At 65.2% G+C, this 17798-nt stretch carries 6 protein-coding genes; 4 read left to right on the top strand and 2 right to left on the bottom strand.

What is annotated here, in order from left to right; genetic code table 11:
- Positions 1–27: 27 nt before the first annotated feature.
- Positions 28–729 (top strand): LppX_LprAFG lipoprotein, encoded by a 702-nt coding sequence (locus B586_RS18910; protein WP_054879129.1) that lies wholly within the window; start codon positions 28–30, stop codon positions 727–729.
- A gap of 43 nt (positions 730–772) precedes the next feature.
- Here B586_RS18910 and B586_RS18905 read toward each other — a convergent pair whose 3' ends face one another.
- Positions 773–3475, bottom strand: coding sequence for an MMPL family transporter (locus tag B586_RS18905; RefSeq protein WP_054880810.1), 2703 nt, complete (start codon positions 3473–3475; stop codon positions 773–775).
- Between the two features lie 17 nt (positions 3476–3492).
- Entirely contained in the window at positions 3493–5232 is a 1740-nt protein-coding gene (fadD28, locus tag B586_RS18900; RefSeq protein WP_054879130.1) for a fatty-acid--AMP ligase FAAL28/FadD28, read from the bottom strand.
- Positions 5233–5750: 518 nt separating this feature from the next.
- Here fadD28 and pks2 point away from each other — a divergent pair.
- The 3 genes from pks2 to B586_RS18885 all read left to right on the top strand — a co-directional run bounded on the left by pks2 (position 5751) and on the right by B586_RS18885 (position 17781).
- On the top strand, positions 5751–12155 hold the full coding sequence (gene pks2 / locus B586_RS18895) for a sulfolipid-1 biosynthesis phthioceranic/hydroxyphthioceranic acid synthase (protein ID WP_054879131.1): 6405 nt from the start codon (positions 5751–5753) through the stop codon (positions 12153–12155).
- Between the two features lie 122 nt (positions 12156–12277).
- Positions 12278–13717 (top strand): WS/DGAT/MGAT family O-acyltransferase, encoded by a 1440-nt coding sequence (locus B586_RS18890; protein ID WP_047314882.1) that lies wholly within the window; start codon positions 12278–12280, stop codon positions 13715–13717.
- 83 nt (positions 13718–13800) lie between these two features.
- Positions 13801–17781, top strand: a complete 3981-nt coding sequence (locus B586_RS18885) for a Pls/PosA family non-ribosomal peptide synthetase (RefSeq protein WP_054879132.1) — start codon at positions 13801–13803, stop codon at positions 17779–17781.
- The last annotated feature ends 17 nt before the right edge of the window (positions 17782–17798 follow it).

Below are 17798 nucleotides of genomic sequence, written 5' to 3'. Positions count from 1 at the left end.
CACTAGACAGATCGAGGTAGTTTGCAAATGAATGATCGGAAGCAGGCAGCGACGTCCGTCGTTCTGGTGGCGTTGAGTGCTTGTCTGGCGCTGGGGCTATCCGGATGCTCTTCAGCAAAACCTGATGCCCAGGAACAGACTAGTTCGACCAGCTCGGCGCCCTCTGACCCTGCGCTCGTCGCTGAGATTAAGCAGTCGCTGGAGACGACAAAGGCTTTGACCAGCGTGCACGTAGCGGTCCAAACGACCGGGAAAGTCGACGCTTTGCTCGGTATCAGCAATGCCGACGTCGACGTCCGGGCCAATCCGCTCGCGGTAAAGGGCGTATGTACTTATAACGACCAGGCGGGCGTCCCGTTCCGGGTACAGGGCGACAGTATCTCGGTGAAACTGTTCGACGACTGGAGCAATCTTGGCTCCGTCTCCGAGCTGTCAACTTCACACGTGCTCGACCCCACCACCGGTATGACGCAGTTGCTGTCGGGTGTCACCAACCTACAAGCGCAAGGCACCGAGGTGATTGACGGAATCTCGACCACTAAAATCACTGGAACCATCCCCGCCAGCTCGGTCAAGATGCTGGATCCCAAGGCCAAGGGTTCCAAGCCGGCGACGGTGTGGATTGCTCAGGACGGTTCGCATCACCTGGTCCGGGCAAGCATCGACCTCGGGTCCGGGTCTATTCAGCTTACCCAGTCCAAATGGAACCAACCGGTGGCCGTTGACTAGTTCGGTCGACTCCCCAACGCGGTAGGCGGCGTGGCAGCGGGTGCTAACGCCGCGTTGGCGTGGCCGGAAGCCACGTTCGCTCCACCGCAGTCAGCGCGCCCAGCCCGATCACCAGAACCGTACCGAGCTGACTGAGCACGCTGAAGGAAACTCCCGACACCAGCACCAGTCCGGCGCCGAATATGGCGCCGAGCGCGGTCAGCGGCGCAATCGCGCGCCGCACGGACACGGTCGCCGCGGTCTTCGCCTCGGCGGCGACGCGAGCGGCCTTGAGGCTGGCAACCAGATACGGGACCCCGCACGAAGCGAGGATGGCGAACGACACCACCGGGACCGAAGCCTGCAGCTCGCGACCGAGGACGTGTTGCCACAGCGCAACCGAGATCCCCAACCCGGCGAGGTAGGCGGCCAGTACGCCTAGGCCAACCGCAAGCCCGCCGGCGGCACCGCCCCAGATGCTGATCAGGCCGGCTACTGCGACGAGCGTGACGGCCAGCAGCACGGCATCGTGGGTGAGGGCAGCACGGGTAGCCACGGCGACTAGCACCGCTCCGCCCAGAGTGATCTGGCTGTCGACAAGGCTTCCGTATTTCATCGCCTTGCCGGCGGCGATTTCGAGCTGCTGCGCGCGTGCCGCCGCGCCAAGGTCCAGTTCGTCCCCGTCGGAATAGACGAACAGGCGGGTCGCTGTTCCGTCTGATGAGAACATAGATTCCCGTACGTGCTGGTACGACGGACTCGCCAGCTCCTTCATGGATAGGTGGAAGCCGCCCTCACCGGTATCGGCGAAATCGGCGCTGAGATTCTTCAGCATCGCCGAGGCTTGCGCTATTTGCGGCATGAGGTCCTGGATGGTCGTTTCCAGCCTGGGTACGAAGGAGCGCACCTGCCCCAGCGCTGACCGCATTTGCGCCACCATCCGCGGTGCCGCGGACAAGGTGCTCATGGTTTGGGTCGATATCGCAGAGATGCGGTCTACGCCATTGGACAGCTGGTCCATGCCGGCGACCACCTGGTCGTAGGGTTCGATGACGTTGCGCAGGGCCGCGCACAGCACGTCGCCGGGACAGTTTGTGACGCTGACCATCCAGCTGCGGATCGTGCCCAGGTATCCCGAAAACTCAGTCGCTTTGCTCTTGAGGTTCCGCGTGGCCGAGAGGATCGGGTTGAGGTACTGCTGTGCTTGCTGTGCCCCGGTGACCGCTACGTTCACGGTGGTTTCCAGCTGGTCGACCGCGGTGCTCATCTGATCGATCATGGCCTTCATTTGTTTGATCGCGGTCACCGCCGGCACGAACGACCCGGCCTGCTGCCCCAGCTGATCAGCGAGCCTGCCCGCGGCGGAGCTGAGCGAGGCGTCGGTCCACGGCACGCCGGCCGGCCAGGCCGCCGACTCCACCTTGCGCACGCCGGGAATCTCCATCAGCCGGTGGCTGACCTGGTCGATGGCGATGAGCGCAGCGGGGTCCCTGAGGTCCCGGGCGGACTTGATCACCAGCACATCGGGCAGCGGGTTCCCCGGGAGAACCTGTGCGCCGCGTTGTCCTGCCTGACTCTCGGCCAGACCTAACCGCATCCCGATGACGGGTAGCGCGCAGATCGCCAGCACCACAGCGGTGATGCGGGCCGGACGAGAAAAGTTGGGTCCCGACATCCGGCGTGTCCGGGTATCGCCGCAGGCCAGCAGCGATACCTGCCCGCTTGCCCCCGCGAGCTTGATCAGCGTAGGCAGCAGTGTCAACGAAGCCGCCAGTGCCACAACGACACCCAGTGCGGCGATGCCGACGCTGTGCAGCGCTGGTGTTCGGGCAAGCAGCAGCGGCCCGGTCAGTGATGCGACGCACGCCCCGGGCAGGGCCAACGCGGGCAGGTGGTCGCGGTAGGTCGGCGCGGCCGAATCAGCTGCGTTGGACTTGAGCACCAGCATGGTGGAAGCGGTGATGGTCCCGATCGTCAGGACTGCGGCCAGGGCCCAAGAAAATCCTGAAACGGTTCCCCCAGCTTGTCCCCGCACCACCGCAGCGAGCGGCCAGGCTACCGCGAGCGACAAGTCGGCGGTCAGCAGCACGATCCCCGCGGCCCGTACCGACTGCCGCGCGCGCTGCAGCAGAAAGACTGCGATCACCGCCGCGGCCGTCACGGTGACCGCGGCCTGCCAGGCCGCCATCTCCATCGGCATGTCGGTGGTGGTCGCCGGGACCACAAGGCGGGCGCGTAGCCCCTCCGTCGGCGGTAACTGGCGCACCACCGATCGGACAGCGTCGAGGGATTCTCGAGCTTGGGCGGTCCCCGCTTCGCCCCGTAACCACATCATGGCGATAGCGGAGCGGCCGTCGGGGCTGGTTCCCAGCGGGGCGGTGAGGGGGTCTGACCACCAATCCAGGACGGATCCCACATGGCGGGTGTCGGCGCGCAGGGCGCTGACGGCGTCGTCGTAGAACGGCTGTTCTTCCGGCTCAAGTGCGCTGCTGCCATCTACCACCAGGTAGGCGATGGCGTTGGTGCCGGTGCCGGGGAAAGCCTTCGCGATCCGGCTGGTTGCGGCAACTGTCGTGGCATCTTGTGGCAGGAGCGCCGAGCTAGTGCCGCTGGGTTTCGCCGGTGTCAGCGTGAGAACTAAATTCGCAATTATCGCCGCCGCAATCCAGGCGGCGACAACAAGGAGGTTGACGAGCCGGGGTGACCTACGGTTGTCGTCGGCCGGCACGCTCGTGGTTTTCGGGTGGATGTACCAACGTCTGCACAGTACGGTCCCGTCCGTGGCTAAGCGTCTAATCGGGCGAACTGATCTTGTCGATACTGCTCGACACACGCCGCACGCCTGATCTTGCCGCTGGTGGTAATCGGGATCGAGCCAGGCGCCACCAGGACCAGATCGGCGACGCTCAGGCCATGTGAACTCGATAAGGCCGAGGTGACTTCGCGTTTGATAGCGCCTAGCCGGGCAAGCGCATCCTGGTCTGAGTCGCCCCGCTGCTTGAGTTCGATTATGGCGACTAGCTTTTCGGTGCTGCGGTCAGGAACCGATATTGCCGCGCAGCGGCCTCGGGTGATTTCCTGGATCGTCGCCTCGATGTCGTCCGGAGAATGGTTGCGGCCGTACACGATTAGCAGATCCTTGATCCGGCCAATGATGAACATTTTGCCGTCGGCGACGAATCCCAAGTCTCCCGTTCTAAGCCAAGGACCTTCGGGTGTGCCCTCCGAAGGGTCGGTAATCTTTCCGCCGAACGTGCGCTCAGTCTCGTCAGGTTTTTGCCAATAGCCGTTAGCAATGTTGTCTCCGTGCACCCAGATCTCACCGACGGTTCCGTCCGGACATTCGATGCAGGTGTCCGAGTCAACGATCCGCACGATCGGTGACTGTGGCAAAACGTAGCTGATCAACGATGTACCACCGCCGTTTGCGCAGGGCTTGGCCTGGCCAGCGGACAAACTCTCAGCATCGAAGTCAACGAGTTCCGGTGGTTGACCCGGTCTACTGGTCGCCACGTACACCGTTGCTTCTGCGAGCCCATACGAAGGCCGAAGCACCTTCTCGTGCAGATTGAACCGGGCAAAACGGTTGGCGAAGCGCTTAATCGTCGCGGGCTGTACCCGCTCGCTGCCATTGAGGAGGGTGTGTATATTGCCGAGATCAATCCCGGCCATGTCGTCGTCCGATATCTTCTTTGTCGCCAGTTCGTAGGCGAAGTTCGGTGCCGCCGAAAAGACCGGAAAATCGGCGGCCAGCATGTGCATCCACCGGGCCGGGCGTTGCAGGAACGACACCGGGCCGGTGAGTATTGCCGGATATCCCCCTAAAATCGGTGCGCAAACTCCCAGCACCAAACCCATGTCGTGGTAGAACGGCAGCCACGACACGACCGTCCCGCCCAGCGGGACGATCCCGTCGGTGTCCGCAAAATAGCCGGACATCAGTTGTTCGAAATTGGTCCGAAGGTTCTGATACGACATCACCACGCCCGCGGGGGTGCGGGTCGACCCGGAGGTGTATTGCAGATAGGCGGTGGTTGGGTAATCGTCGTTACCGGCACCAGATCCATTCGGCGAGTCCAGATCTAGCAAATCAACTTCAATGATTGATGGCGCGGATTCACCGGGCCGCTGCGTAACGTGCTGCGCGACGTCGTCCACGACAGATGATGTTGTGAGGATCGCCACAGGCGATGAATCGCTGAGCACCGACTCGAAACGTTCATCGGTGACGCCGCCCTGTGGAACCGACAGCGGAACGGCGATGCGCCCGGCTTGTAATGCGCCGAGAAAACCGACGACGTAGTCGAGTCCTTGTGGAGCCGAGATCGTCACCCGATCACCCGTTGAACCGCAACGGCTCAGCTCTTGTGCCACGTTCAGCGTTCGCCGGTACAGCTGCGACCACGTCAGGGTGATCGCAACACCGTCCCAGTCCTGTTCGTAATCCATAAACGTGAAGACCGGATCGTTGGGTTGCAGACGCGCGCATGCGCGCAGCACGGCGGGGATGGAACGCACACTCATGGCGATAACGTTACTGGACTAGTTCTGACTCGGAACAAATGTTGTCGCAAGTTGCCGAAGAACTCGGTGCCGGCTTGACAGCGTCGGCCAAGTCACATTTTGGCCAGCTCAGCGGTGATTACTGCACCGTCAGCAAACTTGCGACGGCGCCCGACAGCCGGAAAACCTGTGGAGTGCCCCCAGATGTGGGACCTGCCCGACACTTGACCGGTGTGGGGTGGGACCGACCGATTACTGGGTGGCGGCCACGTCGGCCTTGGCCTGCGTGGCGGTCACCGACGTCGTTAGCCCTGCTCGGCATGCAAACCCGGCCAGATGGGGGGAAATCGTGCTATTGTTCCACAGCCTCCCTATGAGGCGTCTAAGCTGCGGTCCTATACCTGCCAACGGTGGCGAGATCCGGGTCAGCCCGGTGTAGTGGCTGTGCGAGCGGTGCTGCGGCCATTTCGTTGCCCGTATGAAAAATTCGGTGATGTCGCCGGGAAACGCCGGTTGAGCTGAGACGAGGTTAATAAGCGATGGAAACACGTGTCACTCCCATTGCGGTCATCGGAATGGGATGTCGGCTTCCCGGGGGCATCAACTCGCCAGACCAGCTATGGGAGTCGTTGTTGGGCGGCGATAACCTGGTCACCGAAGTTCCAGCCGACCGTTGGATCGCTGACGACTTTTACGACCCTGAGCCGGGGGTTCCCGGGCGATCGGTATCGCGATGGGGTGGTTTCCTCGACGACGTCGCCGGTTTCGATGCTGAGTTCTTTGGGATCAGCGAGCGGGAGGCCACCTCGATCGATCCGCAGCAGCGATTGCTGCTGGAAACCTCGTGGGAGGCGATCGAGCAGGGTGGTCTGGATCCGGCGTCATTGGCCGGGTCCTCGACAGCCGTTTTTACTGGCCTGACCCACGAGGACTATCTAGTACTCACCACCGCTGCGGGCGGTTTGGCCAGCCCGTATGTGGTAACCGGCTTGAACAACAGTGTGGCGTCCGGGCGGATCTCGCACACATTGGGCCTGCACGGTCCGGCGATGACGTTTGACACCGCGTGTTCGTCGGGTCTGATGGCGGTGCACCTGGCCTGCCGCAGCCTGCACGACGGCGAAAGCGACCTCGCTTTGGCGGGAGGCTGCGCAGTGCTGCTGGAGCCGCACGCAAGTGTGGCGGCGTCCGCGCAGGGCATGCTTTCGTCCAGCGGTAAGTGCAAGTCATTCGACGCCGACGCGGACGGGTTTGTGCGTTCCGAAGGCTGCGCGATGGTGTTGCTCAAGCGACTGCCGGATGCGCTGCGCGACGGCAACCGGATCTTCGCCGTGATCCGCGGCACGGCCACCAACCAGGACGGTGGCACGGAGACGCTCATGATGCCGTCCGAGGACGCCCAGGTCGCTGTGTACCGGGCGGCATTGGCGGCGGCGGGCGTGGAGCCCGAAACGGTCAGTGTGGTGGAGGCGCACGGCACCGGCACACCAATCGGTGACCCGATTGAGTACCGCAGCCTGGCGCGCGTGTATGGCGCGGGCACTCCCTGCGCGCTCGGTTCGGCCAAGAGCAACATGGGGCACAGCACGGCATCGGCGGGGACGGTCGGGCTGATCAAGGCGATTCTGTCACTGCGGCACGGGGTGGTGCCGCCGCTGCTGCACTTCAATCGGCTGCCCGATGAGCTTTCCGACGTCGAGACGGAACTCTTTGTGCCGCAGGCGGTTACGCCATGGCCCAACGGAGACGGTCAGGCGCCGAAGCGGGTCGCGGTGTCCTCGTTCGGGATGTCGGGAACCAATGTGCATGCCATCGTGGAAGAGGCCCCAGCAGAAGCTGCCACACCTGACGCACCCCAGACGTCAACCGGAGACGCTACGGCGGGCCCGCGGCTGTTCATGCTGTCGGCCACGTCCAGCGACGCACTGCGGGAGACCGCACGCCGGCTCGCCACGTGGGTGGAAGAACGCCAGGACTCCGTGACGTCGTCGGATCTGGCTTACACGTTGGCGCGGGGCCGCGCGCACCGGCCAGTGCGCACCGCGGTGATTGCCGCCGACCTGCCTGAGCTTGTCGCGGGTTTGCGTGAGGTCGCCGACGGTGACGCCCTATATGACGCCGCGGTGGGACAAGGTGATCGGGGACCGGTCTGGGTTTTCTCCGGGCAAGGGTCGCAGTGGGCGGCGATGGGTACGCAATTGCTGGCGAGCGAACCAGTGTTCGCGGCCACCATCGCCAAGCTGGAGCCGGTGATCGCTGCAGAGTCGGGATTCTCGGTGACCGAGGCGATTACGGCGCAGGAGACGGTGACCGGGATCGCTCACGTGCAGCCGGCGGTGTTCGCCGTGCAGGTCGCGTTGGCCGCCACTATGGAGCAAACCTACGGAGTGCGCCCGGGCGCGGTCATCGGACACTCGATGGGTGAGTCGGCCGCGGCCGTCGTTGCGGGGGCGCTGTCACTCGAAGACGCGGCGCGTGTCATCTGCCGCCGCTCGAAGCTGATGACCCGCATCGCCGGTGGCGGGGCCATGGGATCGGTGGAATTGCCTGCCAAGCAAGTGAATTCGGAGCTCATGGCCCGCGGCATCGACGATGTCGTGATCTCGGTGGTGGCTTCGCCGCAGTCCACGGTGATCGGCGGCGCCACCGAAACTGTGCGCGACCTGATCGCGCGGTGGGAGCAGCGTGACGTCATGGCGCGCGAGGTGGCTGTTGACGTGGCGTCGCACTCGCCTCAAGTCGATCCGATACTCGACGATTTGGCCGCGGCACTGGCCGACATAGCCCCAATGACACCGAAGGTTCCCTACTACTCGGCGACCCTGTTCGACCCGCGTGAGCGGCCGGTGTGCAACGGCGCTTATTGGGTGGACAACCTGCGCAACACCGTGCAGTTCGCCGCGGCGGTGCAGGCCGCGATGGAGGACGGCTACCGGGTCTTCGCCGAGCTGTCACCACACCCGCTGCTGACCCACGCGGTCGAGCAGACCGCCCGAAACCTCGACATGTCGGTTGCCACCCTGGCCGGCATGCGGCGCGAGCAGCCGCTGCCGCACGGACTGCGCGGCTTGCTGACCGACCTGCACCGCGCGGGCGCCGCGTTGGACTTCGCGGAGCTGTATCCCGCGGGCCGGTTGCTGGATGCGCCGCTGCCGGTGTGGACTCACCCCCGCTTGTTCATCGACACCGACGGGCAAGAACAACGGGCGCAAGGTGCCTGCACTGTCACCGTGCATCCGCTGCTGGGCTCGCATGTGCGGCTGCTTGAGGAACCTGAGCGCCACATTTGGCAGGGCGACGTCGGTACCGCGGCATTGGCCTGGCTCGCCGACCATCAGGTGCATAACGTCGCCGCTCTCCCCGGCGCCGCCTATTGTGAAATGGCGTTGGCTGCGGCCGTGGAGGTCTTCGGCGAAGCGGCCGAAGTCCGTGACATCGCTTTTGAGCAGATGCTGTTGCTCGACGAGCAGACCCCGATCGACGCCATCGCGTCGGTGGATGCGCCTGGTGTCATCAACTTCATGGTGCAGGCGAACCAGGACGGGGAAAAGACCCGGAACGCCACCGCGACGCTGCACGCCGCCGACGATGCCGAGGGTGATGGTCCACCACCGGCGTATGACATCGCTGCCCTGCTGGAGGCGCATCCGAATAGCGTGAACGGGACCGACATGCGGGAATCGTTCGCTGGGCGTGGTGTTCAGCTGGGTGCTGCGTTCGCCGGCTTGGCCACCGCGCACACTGGCGAGGCGGAAGCCGGCACCGTGCTGGCCGAGGTCGCGCTGCCCGCTTCAATTCGCTTCCAACAGAGCGCCTACCACATTCACCCGGCGTTGCTGGACGCCTGCTTCCAATCCGTCGGCGCCGGCGTCGACGCCACCAAGGCCAGCAGCAAGGGTGGCCTACTGCTGCCATTGGGTGTGCGCAGCCTGCGTGCCTACGGACCTACCCGCAATGCCCGCTACTGCTACACACGGTTGACCAAGATCGAAGCCAGAGGCGGTGAGGCCGACCTCGACGTGCTCGACGAGCACGGGACGGTTTTGTTGGCCGTGCGTGGGCTACACATGGGAACTGGGACCACCGAACGCGGCGAGCTCGACCGCCAGCTCAGCGAGCGGCTGCTGACCCTCGGGTGGCAGCAGCGGACGCTGCCCGAGGCCACCCACGTCGAGCCTGGATCGTGGCTGTTGATCGACACCGCCAACGCCGTAGACACCCCCGACATGTTGGCTTCGACGTTGACGGACGCGCTGAAATCCCACGGCCCCCAAGGCACCGAATGCGCCAACCTGTCCTGGTCGATCCAGGATGATCCCGCAGCGAGCCGAGAGAAGCTTGGCAGCCAACTGCGTGGCCGCGACGGTGTGGTGATCCTCTACGGGCCACGCGCCGGCGACCCCGATGAGCAAGGTCTGCTGGCCGGCCGTGAACAGGTCCGTCATCTGGTTCGGATCACCCGGGAGCTGGCTGAATTAGAGGGCGAGTTGCCGCGTCTGTTCATCGTGACCAGGCAAGCCCAGATAGTTCAGTCGGACGACAAGGCCAACCTGGAGCAGGCCGGGTTGCGTGGCCTGCTGCGGGTGATCAGCAGCGAACACCCGATGCTGCACCCCACCCTGATCGACGTGGACGAGCACACCGACGTTGAGCGGGTGGCCCAGCAACTGCTGAGCGGATCGGAGGAGGACGAGACCGCCTGGCGGAATGGCGACTGGTATGTGGCACGCCTGACCCCCAGTCCGTTGAGCCATGAAGATCGGCGAACTGTGGTCTTGAACCCCGAGCACGACGGGATGCGGGCGCACGTGCGCAAGCCGGGCGACTTGCAATCGCTGGAACTCGTTGCCAGTGACCGAGTTCCGCCCGGCCCCGGGCAGCTCGAGGTCGCGGTCAGCATGTCCAGCATTAACTTCGCCGACGTCCTGATCGCATTCGGCAAATTTCCCATCATCGACGACCGCGAGCCGCAGTTAGGTATGGACTATGTCGGTGTGGTCACCGCGGTCGGGGAAGGCGTGACCGGTCATCAGGTCGGTGACCGGGTTGGCGGATTCTCCGAAGGCGGTTGCTGGCGGACGTTCCTCACCTGTGACGCCAACCTCGCCGTCACGCTGCCGTCCGGCTTGACCGACGAGCAGGCCATCACGGCGGCCACCGCGCATGCCACCGCCTGGTATGGGCTGAACGATCTGGCCGGGATCAAGGCCGGCGACAAGGTGTTGATTCATTCCGCGACCGGCGGCGTGGGGCAGGCGGCCATTTCGATCGCCCGCGCTAAGGGTGCGGAAATCTTCGCGACCGCCGGCAACCCAACCAAGCGGGCGATGCTGCACGACATGGGCATCGAGCATGTCTACGACTCGCGCAGCGTCAAATTCGCCGAGCAGATCCGCAGCGACACCGACGGGTACGGCGTAGATATCGTGCTGAACTCGCTGACCGGTGCCGCACAACGCGCCGGGCTGGAGCTGTTGGCCTTCGGCGGACGGTTCGTTGAAATCGGCAAGGCCGACGTTTACGGCAACACCCGGTTAGGGTTGTTCCCGTTCCGTCGCGGCCTGACGTTCTACTACTTGGACCTGGCGCTGATGTCCGTCACCCAGCCCGACCGGGTCCGTGAACTGCTCGCCACGGTGTACCAGCTCACCGCAGACGGTGTCTTGACCGCACCGGAGTGCACGCACTTCCCGCTGACCGATGCGGCCAATGCCATCCGGGCAATGAGCAACGCCGAGCACACCGGCAAACTCGTGCTCGACATACCGCGCAGTGGCAGTAGAAGCGTGGCGGTGCCACCGGAGCAGGCTCCGGTCTACCGCCGCGATGGCTCCTACATCATCACCGGTGGTTTGGGTGGCCTCGGCCTGTTCTTCGCCTCAAAGCTGGCCGAGGCAGGCTGCGGTCGGATCGTGCTGACCGCGCGCTCGCAACCCAACCCCAAAGCCCGGCAGACCATCGAGCGTCTCTGTGAGGCCGGGGCTGACATCGTGGTGGAGTGCGGCAACATCGCTGAGCCCGATACCGCGGACCGGTTGGTGAGTGCGGCGACCGCCACTGGGCTTCCGCTGCGCGGCGTGCTGCACTCGGCGGCCGTGGTCGAAGACGCCACGCTGACCAACATCACCGACGAGCTCATCGACCGCGACTGGTCGCCGAAGGTCTACGGATCGTGGAACCTGCACCGCGCGACGATCGGGCAGCCGCTGGACTGGTTCTGCTTGTTCTCCTCGGGAGCAGCCCTGCTGGGCTCGCCGGGTCAGGGTGCCTACGCGGCAGCCAACAGTTGGGTCGATCTCTTCGCCCACTGGCGCCGCGCCCAGGGCCTGCCGGTCAGCGCGATTGCGTGGGGCGCGTGGGGAGAGGTCGGCCGCGCCACGTTCTTGGCCGAAGGGGGCGAAATCATGATCACCCCCGACGAAGGTGCGTATGCCTTCGAGACGCTGGTGCGCCATGACCGGGCCTACAGCGGTTATATTCCGATCCTCGGGGCGCCATGGTTGCCGGACCTCGTCCGACGCAGCCCGTGGGGTGAAATGTTCGCATCCACTGGGCAAGGTTCAAGGGGCCCAAGCAAATTCCGCATGGAGCTGCTTGCGTTGCCGCAAGATGAATGGTCCGGCCGGCTGCGGCGTCTGCTAGTCGAGCAGGCTAGTGTGATTCTGCGTCGGACGATCGACGCGGACCGCTCCTTCATCGAGTACGGCCTGGACTCGCTGGGCATGCTCGAGATGCGTACCCACATCGAATCCGAGACCGGAATACGCCTGACCCCCAAGGTCATTGCTACCAATAACACTGCGCGCGCCTTGGCGCAGTACTTGGCGGACACGCTGGCCCAGGAGGAGGGGGCGGCGGCACCGGAAGCTGCGACACCGGCGGCTGCGGCGACGCCTGAGGCCGCCGCGGCACCGGACGCACCGGAGGCGCCGGAGGAATCCTGAGAAGCGGATTGCGCTACGCCGCGAGGTGAGCCGTGATGCTGAAGTACGTCGACGAAGTTAACGCCTAATTCCTGTCGTCTTCGTATGTGGTCGTGTCTCGATTTTGTAAGCGAGGTTCCAAGTTGAAGCGGCTGGACGCCAGAGATGCAGTCATGCTCTACTGCGAATCGCCCAACCTTCACATGCATACGCTCAAAGTCGCGGTCGTCAAGTTAGACGAGGACCTTCGGGATTTCGATATCGAGGGGTTCCGTGAGGTCATCCGCGGTCGGTTGCATAAGCTCGAGCCCCTTTGCTTTCAGCTGGTCGGCATTCCGTTCAAGTTTCATTACCCGATGTGGCGCGAGCGCTGCTTTGTTGACCTCACTTACCACATCCGGCCTTGGCGGCTGCCCGCCCCGGGTGGTCGCCGTGAGCTGGACGAGGCGATCGGAGCGATCGCCAGCACCCCGCTTGACCGCAGGCGTCCATTATGGGAGATGTATTTCGTTAAAGGCCTGGCCGACAACCGAATCGCAGTGGTTGGCAAAATCCACCACGCCCTAGTTGATGGGGTCGCTGCCGCTAACCTGATGGCCGTTGCCATTGACCTGCTGCCCGGGTCGGAAGAAGGCCGGTACATACCCGACCCCGCCCCCACCAAGCGGGAGCTGATACGTTTGGCGTGCGCGGACCACCTACGCCAGGCCAGGCGGATTCCGCGAACAATCAGCTACAGTGTCCAGGGTCTGACCCGGGTGCGCCGCAGCTCGCGCAAGCTTTCAGAAATGCTGAGTCGGCCGTTGGCCCCGCTACCAACCTTCATGAATCACCTGGTGACCAGCCCGGAGCGCAGATTCGCTGCCACCACCCTGGCGTTGGCCGACGTCAAACAGACCGCTAACCATCTGGGGGTCACCATAAACGACCTGGTGCTGGCGATGTCGACCGGTGCGCTGCGTACGTTGCTGTTGCGCTACGACGGCAAGGCCGATCGCCTGGTGGCGGTCATCCCGATTGGTATCGACTTTTCAGTGGATCGGGTTTCCGGGAATTTCGCCGACGGGTTGTCCGTCACGCTGCCCGTTGACCTCGAAGACCCGCTGGAGCGGGTACGACACTGCCGTGAGGGCGCCATCTTGGCCAAAGAGCGGCAGAGGCTCAGAGGGCCAAAGCTGGTCAGCAGCTGGTTGATGTATACCCCGCCGATGGTTGCGGAAGTTTTTGGCCGGTTGGCATCCAAACGCAAGGCGGTAAGCAGGATGGCCAACCTGACCATCTCGAACGTTCGCGGTCCCTTCGAACGACGCGGTCGGGTCGGTGGCGGGCTAGTTACCGAAGTCTATTCGGTAGGGCCGTTGGTCCCTTGCTGTGGGCTCAACATCACCGTGTGGAGTTATGTTGATCAGCTCAATATTTCGGTGCTGACAGACGACGCCACTGTCGAGGACCCCCACGAGGTCACTGCGGCTATGGCGGCAGAATTCGTCGAAATCCGTAGACGCGCGGGCCTTTCCGGGCAGTTGACTGTCCTGGCGACTGCGATGGCGCCCGCTGAACTAGCTGTTGAAAGCACCGGGTAGCCGAATGCGCAGTGTCGTCGCCGCCGGCTGCGATAGCAACCTGACCGAGCGCCGCGGCCATTGCGCGGTTTGAGTATTTTCGTATGGTGGCTGCACTTTCCGAGCCCTCCGGGCCTGCTGGGCCGCCGGACCCAGAGCTAGTCCCACCCCAGTATTTGTTGTCGCCTGATGCACCGAGCCCGCGCACGCTCATCGACATCCTCAATGAGACCGCGGCGCGTTACCCGGACGCCGCGGCGATCGACGACGGCGCCGTACAGCTCACCTATAGCGAGCTGATCGCCGACATCGAGGCCGGCGCGGCCTGGCTGGCCGCGCGCGGCATTGGCCGTGGCGACCGGATCGGCATCCGGATGCCGTCGGGCAGCTATGCGCTGTATGAGGCGATCCTTTCGGTGCTGGCCACCGGTGCGGCCTACGTACCGGTCGACGCCGACGACCCCGACGAGCGCGCCGAGCTGGTATTTGGCGAGGCCAACGTCGCAGCGGTCATCACCGAAACGGGCCTGCAACGAGGCCCCGGCTCCTCCCGCGGTTGGCGGGCCGCGGCGCCGCTGGTCCGCGACGACGCGTGGATCATCTTCACGTCCGGATCGACTGGCACCCCGAAGGGTGTGGCCGTCACGCATCGCAGTGCCGCCGCGTTCGTCGACGCCGAGGCGCGGACGTTTTTGCAGGACAACCCGATTGGTCCAGGTGACCGGGTACTGGCCGGGTTGTCAGTGGCTTTCGACGCATCGTGCGAGGAGATGTGGCTGGCCTGGCGCAACGGCGCCTGCTTGGTACCTGCGCCGCGATCGCTGGTCCGCAGCGGGATGGACCTCGGCCCGTGGCTGGTCACCCGCGACGTGACCGTTGTCTCGACGGTGCCGGCGCTGGCGTCGCTGTGGCCCGCCGAGGCACTTGAAGCGGTTCGGCTGTTGATTTTCGGCGGCGAGGCTTGCCCTCCGGAACTGGCCGAGCGGCTCGGCCCAAGTATCCAAGACGGTCGGGAGGTGTGGAATACCTACGGCCCGACCGAAGCCACGGTGGTCGCGTGCGCCGCCAAGCTCGACGGCGGGGGCCCCATTAGCATCGGGCTGCCGCTGCCGGGCTGGGACCTGGCCGTCGTCGATAGCAACGGCCGGCCGGTCGGCTATGGAGACAGCGGCGAGCTGATGATCGGTGGTGTGGGGCTGGCTCGCTACTTGGACCAGGACAAAGACGCCGAGAAGTACGCCGCGCTGCCGACGCTGGGTTGGCGCCGCGCTTACCGCAGCGGTGATCTCGTCCGGTTGGAACGCGACGGGTTGTATTTCTGCGGCCGAGCCGATGACCAGGTCAAGGTCGGCGGCCGCCGCATCGAGCTCGGCGAGGTCGACGCCGCGCTGGTCCACTTGCCGGGGGTCAGTGGCGGTGCGGCCGCGGTCCGTCGTACTGCCGCCGGCACGCCGGTGCTGGTCGGCTACGTCGTCAGCGCGGACCCGTCGTTTGATATCAACGAGGCCCGCAGCCGGCTCGCCGCGCAGCTGCCCGCCGCGCTGGTGCCACGGCTGGTTCGAGTCGAGGAGCTGCCCACCCGCACGTCGGGCAAGGTCGACCGGGATGCGCTGCCGTGGCCGCTACCCGGCTCAGATATTTCGGACGCCGAGGAAACACCTGACCTGGGCGGCACGACGGGTCGGGTGGCCGAGATGTGGCGGGATCTGCTGGGGGTTGTCGTTGACGGTCCGGAGGCTGACTTCTTCGCGCTTGGCGGCGGCTCGCTGGCAGCCGCCCAGCTCGTGGCCACGCTGCGGCACCAGTATCCGCAGATCACCGTCGCCGACCTGTATGACCACCCTCGGCTGGGCTCGCTCGCCGGGTTCCTCGACGAGCTTGAACCCCCACCGCAGGTCACCGAGCGGGTCGTGCAACCCACCCCGTGGCTGACCCAGCTGGCGCAGACCGCCTTGTCGGTGCCGTTGGCGACGCTGGCGGCGTTGCAGTGGGTGACCTGGTTGGCGGTAGGCAACAACGTCGCGCGCGCCCTACATCTGGTGCCGTGGACCGTTGCGGTGAACTGGAGGCTGGTTGCGGCGGCGTTCGTGCTGTTCGTCACGCCGGTGGGGCGGATGGGTACCGCGGTGCTGTTCGCGCGCATCTTGCTCTGGAAGGTGAAGCCCGGCACCTACCCCCGGGGCGGGTGGGTGCACCTGCGTGTGTGGTTCGTCGAGCGGCTGGCCGAGGCCAGCGGCGCCGAGAACCTGGCCGGAGCGCCATGGTTGGTGTACTACGCCCGCGCGCTGGGCGCCGATATCGGCAAGGGCGTCGATCTGCATTCGGTCCCGCCCGTCACGGGGCTGTTGACGCTCGGGCACCGCAGCGCAGTCGAACCCGAGGTGGACCTGTGCGGGCACTGGATCGACGGGGACGCGTTCCACATCGGTGCGATCACGATCGGCAACGACGCAACGATCGCCGCCCGGACCACATTGTTGCCGGGCGCGGTCGTCGGCAAGAACGCCGATGTGGCGCCGGGTTCGGGTGTGATTGACAAGATCAAGAGCGGCCAGTACTGGCAGGGTTCACCCGCGGTGAAGTCTGGCAAGGCCCGCCACCCGTGGCCCGACGAACGGCCAGCACGCAAAAGCCACTGGGTCCCGGTGTACGGGCTGACGTCGCTGCTGCTTGCCGGTCTGCCGCTGATCGCGGTGGCGACCAGCCTTGCGGTCATCGCAGTGGCCATCCGCCACACGGGCCGTTTGTCGCAGGCTGTGCTGCCCACACTGCTGTGGACACCTGTCGCGACTTTGGCCGGATTGGTGGTGTACGCGCTGCTGACGGTGGTGGCGGTGCGGGGGCTGTCGATGGGGCTGCGCGAGGGCTACCACCCGGTGCGCAGCCGCGTCGGCTGGCAGTTGTGGGCGACCGAGCGGCTCATGGACGCCGCGCGCAATTACCTGTTCCCGTTGTATGCCAGCATGCTGACGCCGCTGTGGCTGCGGTGCCTCGGCGCCACGGTCGGCCGCGGCACCGAGATCTCCACGGTGTTGCTGACCCCCAAGTTCACCGCGATCGAGGACGGCGCGTTCCTGGCCGATGACACCATGGTGGCGTCCTACGAGCTCGGCGGCGGCTGGATCTACGCGGCCAAGGCCACCGTCGGCCGGCGTGCGTTTCTCGGCAACTCAGGCATCACTCAGCCGGGCCGCCGCGTCCCCGAAGACGGACTGGTCGCGGTGCTATCGGCGACGCCTCCCAAAGCCAAGCGTGGTTCATCCTGGTTGGGCAGCCCGCCGATGCGGCTGCGGCGGCGCCCCGCCGAGTCCGATGCGGAAACTACCTATGATCCGCCGCCGCGGTTGAAGATAATGCGCGCCGTCGTGGAAACGTGTCGGTTGCTGCCGGTATTCGTGACGGTCGCGATCGGGCTGGCGGTGCTGGGCGCACTGCAGGCGCTGGCAAGGACATTCGGCATCTGGTGGGCGGCGCTGGGCGGCGGCCTGGTGCTGCTAGCCGCGGGCACAATCGCCGGTGTTGTCACGGTTGCCGCGAAATGGCTTCTGGTCCGCCGGATCAGAGCCAGCGAATTTCCGCTGTGGTCGTCGTTCGTGTGGCGCAACGAGGTCGCCGATACGTTCGTCGAAACCGTCGCCGCGCCATGGTTCGCGCGCGCGGCCAGCGGCACACCGGTAATGAACCTATGGCTACGTGCGCTGGGCGCCCACGTCGGGCGCGGCGCGTGGTGTGAAACCTATTGGCTGCCTGAGGCGGACCTGGTCACGCTTGGCAAGGGTGCCACCGTCAACCGCGGCTGCGTGGTGCAAACACATCTTTTCCATGATCGGATCATGCGGATGGACACCGTCGTACTGGAACCCGGCGCGACCCTGGGGCCGCATTGCGTCGCGCTGCCCGCTGCCCGGCTAGGTGCCGGCGCCACCGTCGGTCCCGCGTCATTGGTGGTGCGCGGCGACGAAGTGCCTGCTTCGACACGTTGGCAGGGCAATCCGATCCGGCCTTGGAAACCCCAGAACCTTCACCGTAAGAAGTCCAACGACAAGGACGCGCCCGCCAGCGGCGTGCAGGACGCCGCCGCGTGAAAGCGTCCGCCAAGTCG

The organism is Mycobacterium haemophilum DSM 44634 (assembly GCF_000340435.2).
Classification (GTDB): Bacteria; Actinomycetota; Actinomycetes; order Mycobacteriales; family Mycobacteriaceae; genus Mycobacterium; species Mycobacterium haemophilum.
This window is presented reverse-complemented; position numbering and strand designations above follow the sequence as displayed.

What these genes read in the sequence shown, in the direction of transcription:
- B586_RS18910 (WP_054879129.1), top strand. Translation starts at nt 28, where the DNA reads ATGAATGATCGGAAGCAGGCAGCGACGTCCGTCGTTCTGGTGGCGTTG.
- fadD28 (WP_054879130.1), bottom strand. Translation starts at nt 5,232, where the DNA reads ATGAGTGTGCGTTCCATCCCCGCCGTGCTGCGCGCATGCGCGCGTCTG.
- pks2 (WP_054879131.1), top strand. Translation starts at nt 5,751, where the DNA reads ATGGAAACACGTGTCACTCCCATTGCGGTCATCGGAATGGGATGTCGG.
- B586_RS18885 (WP_054879132.1), top strand. Translation starts at nt 13,801, where the DNA reads ATGGTGGCTGCACTTTCCGAGCCCTCCGGGCCTGCTGGGCCGCCGGAC.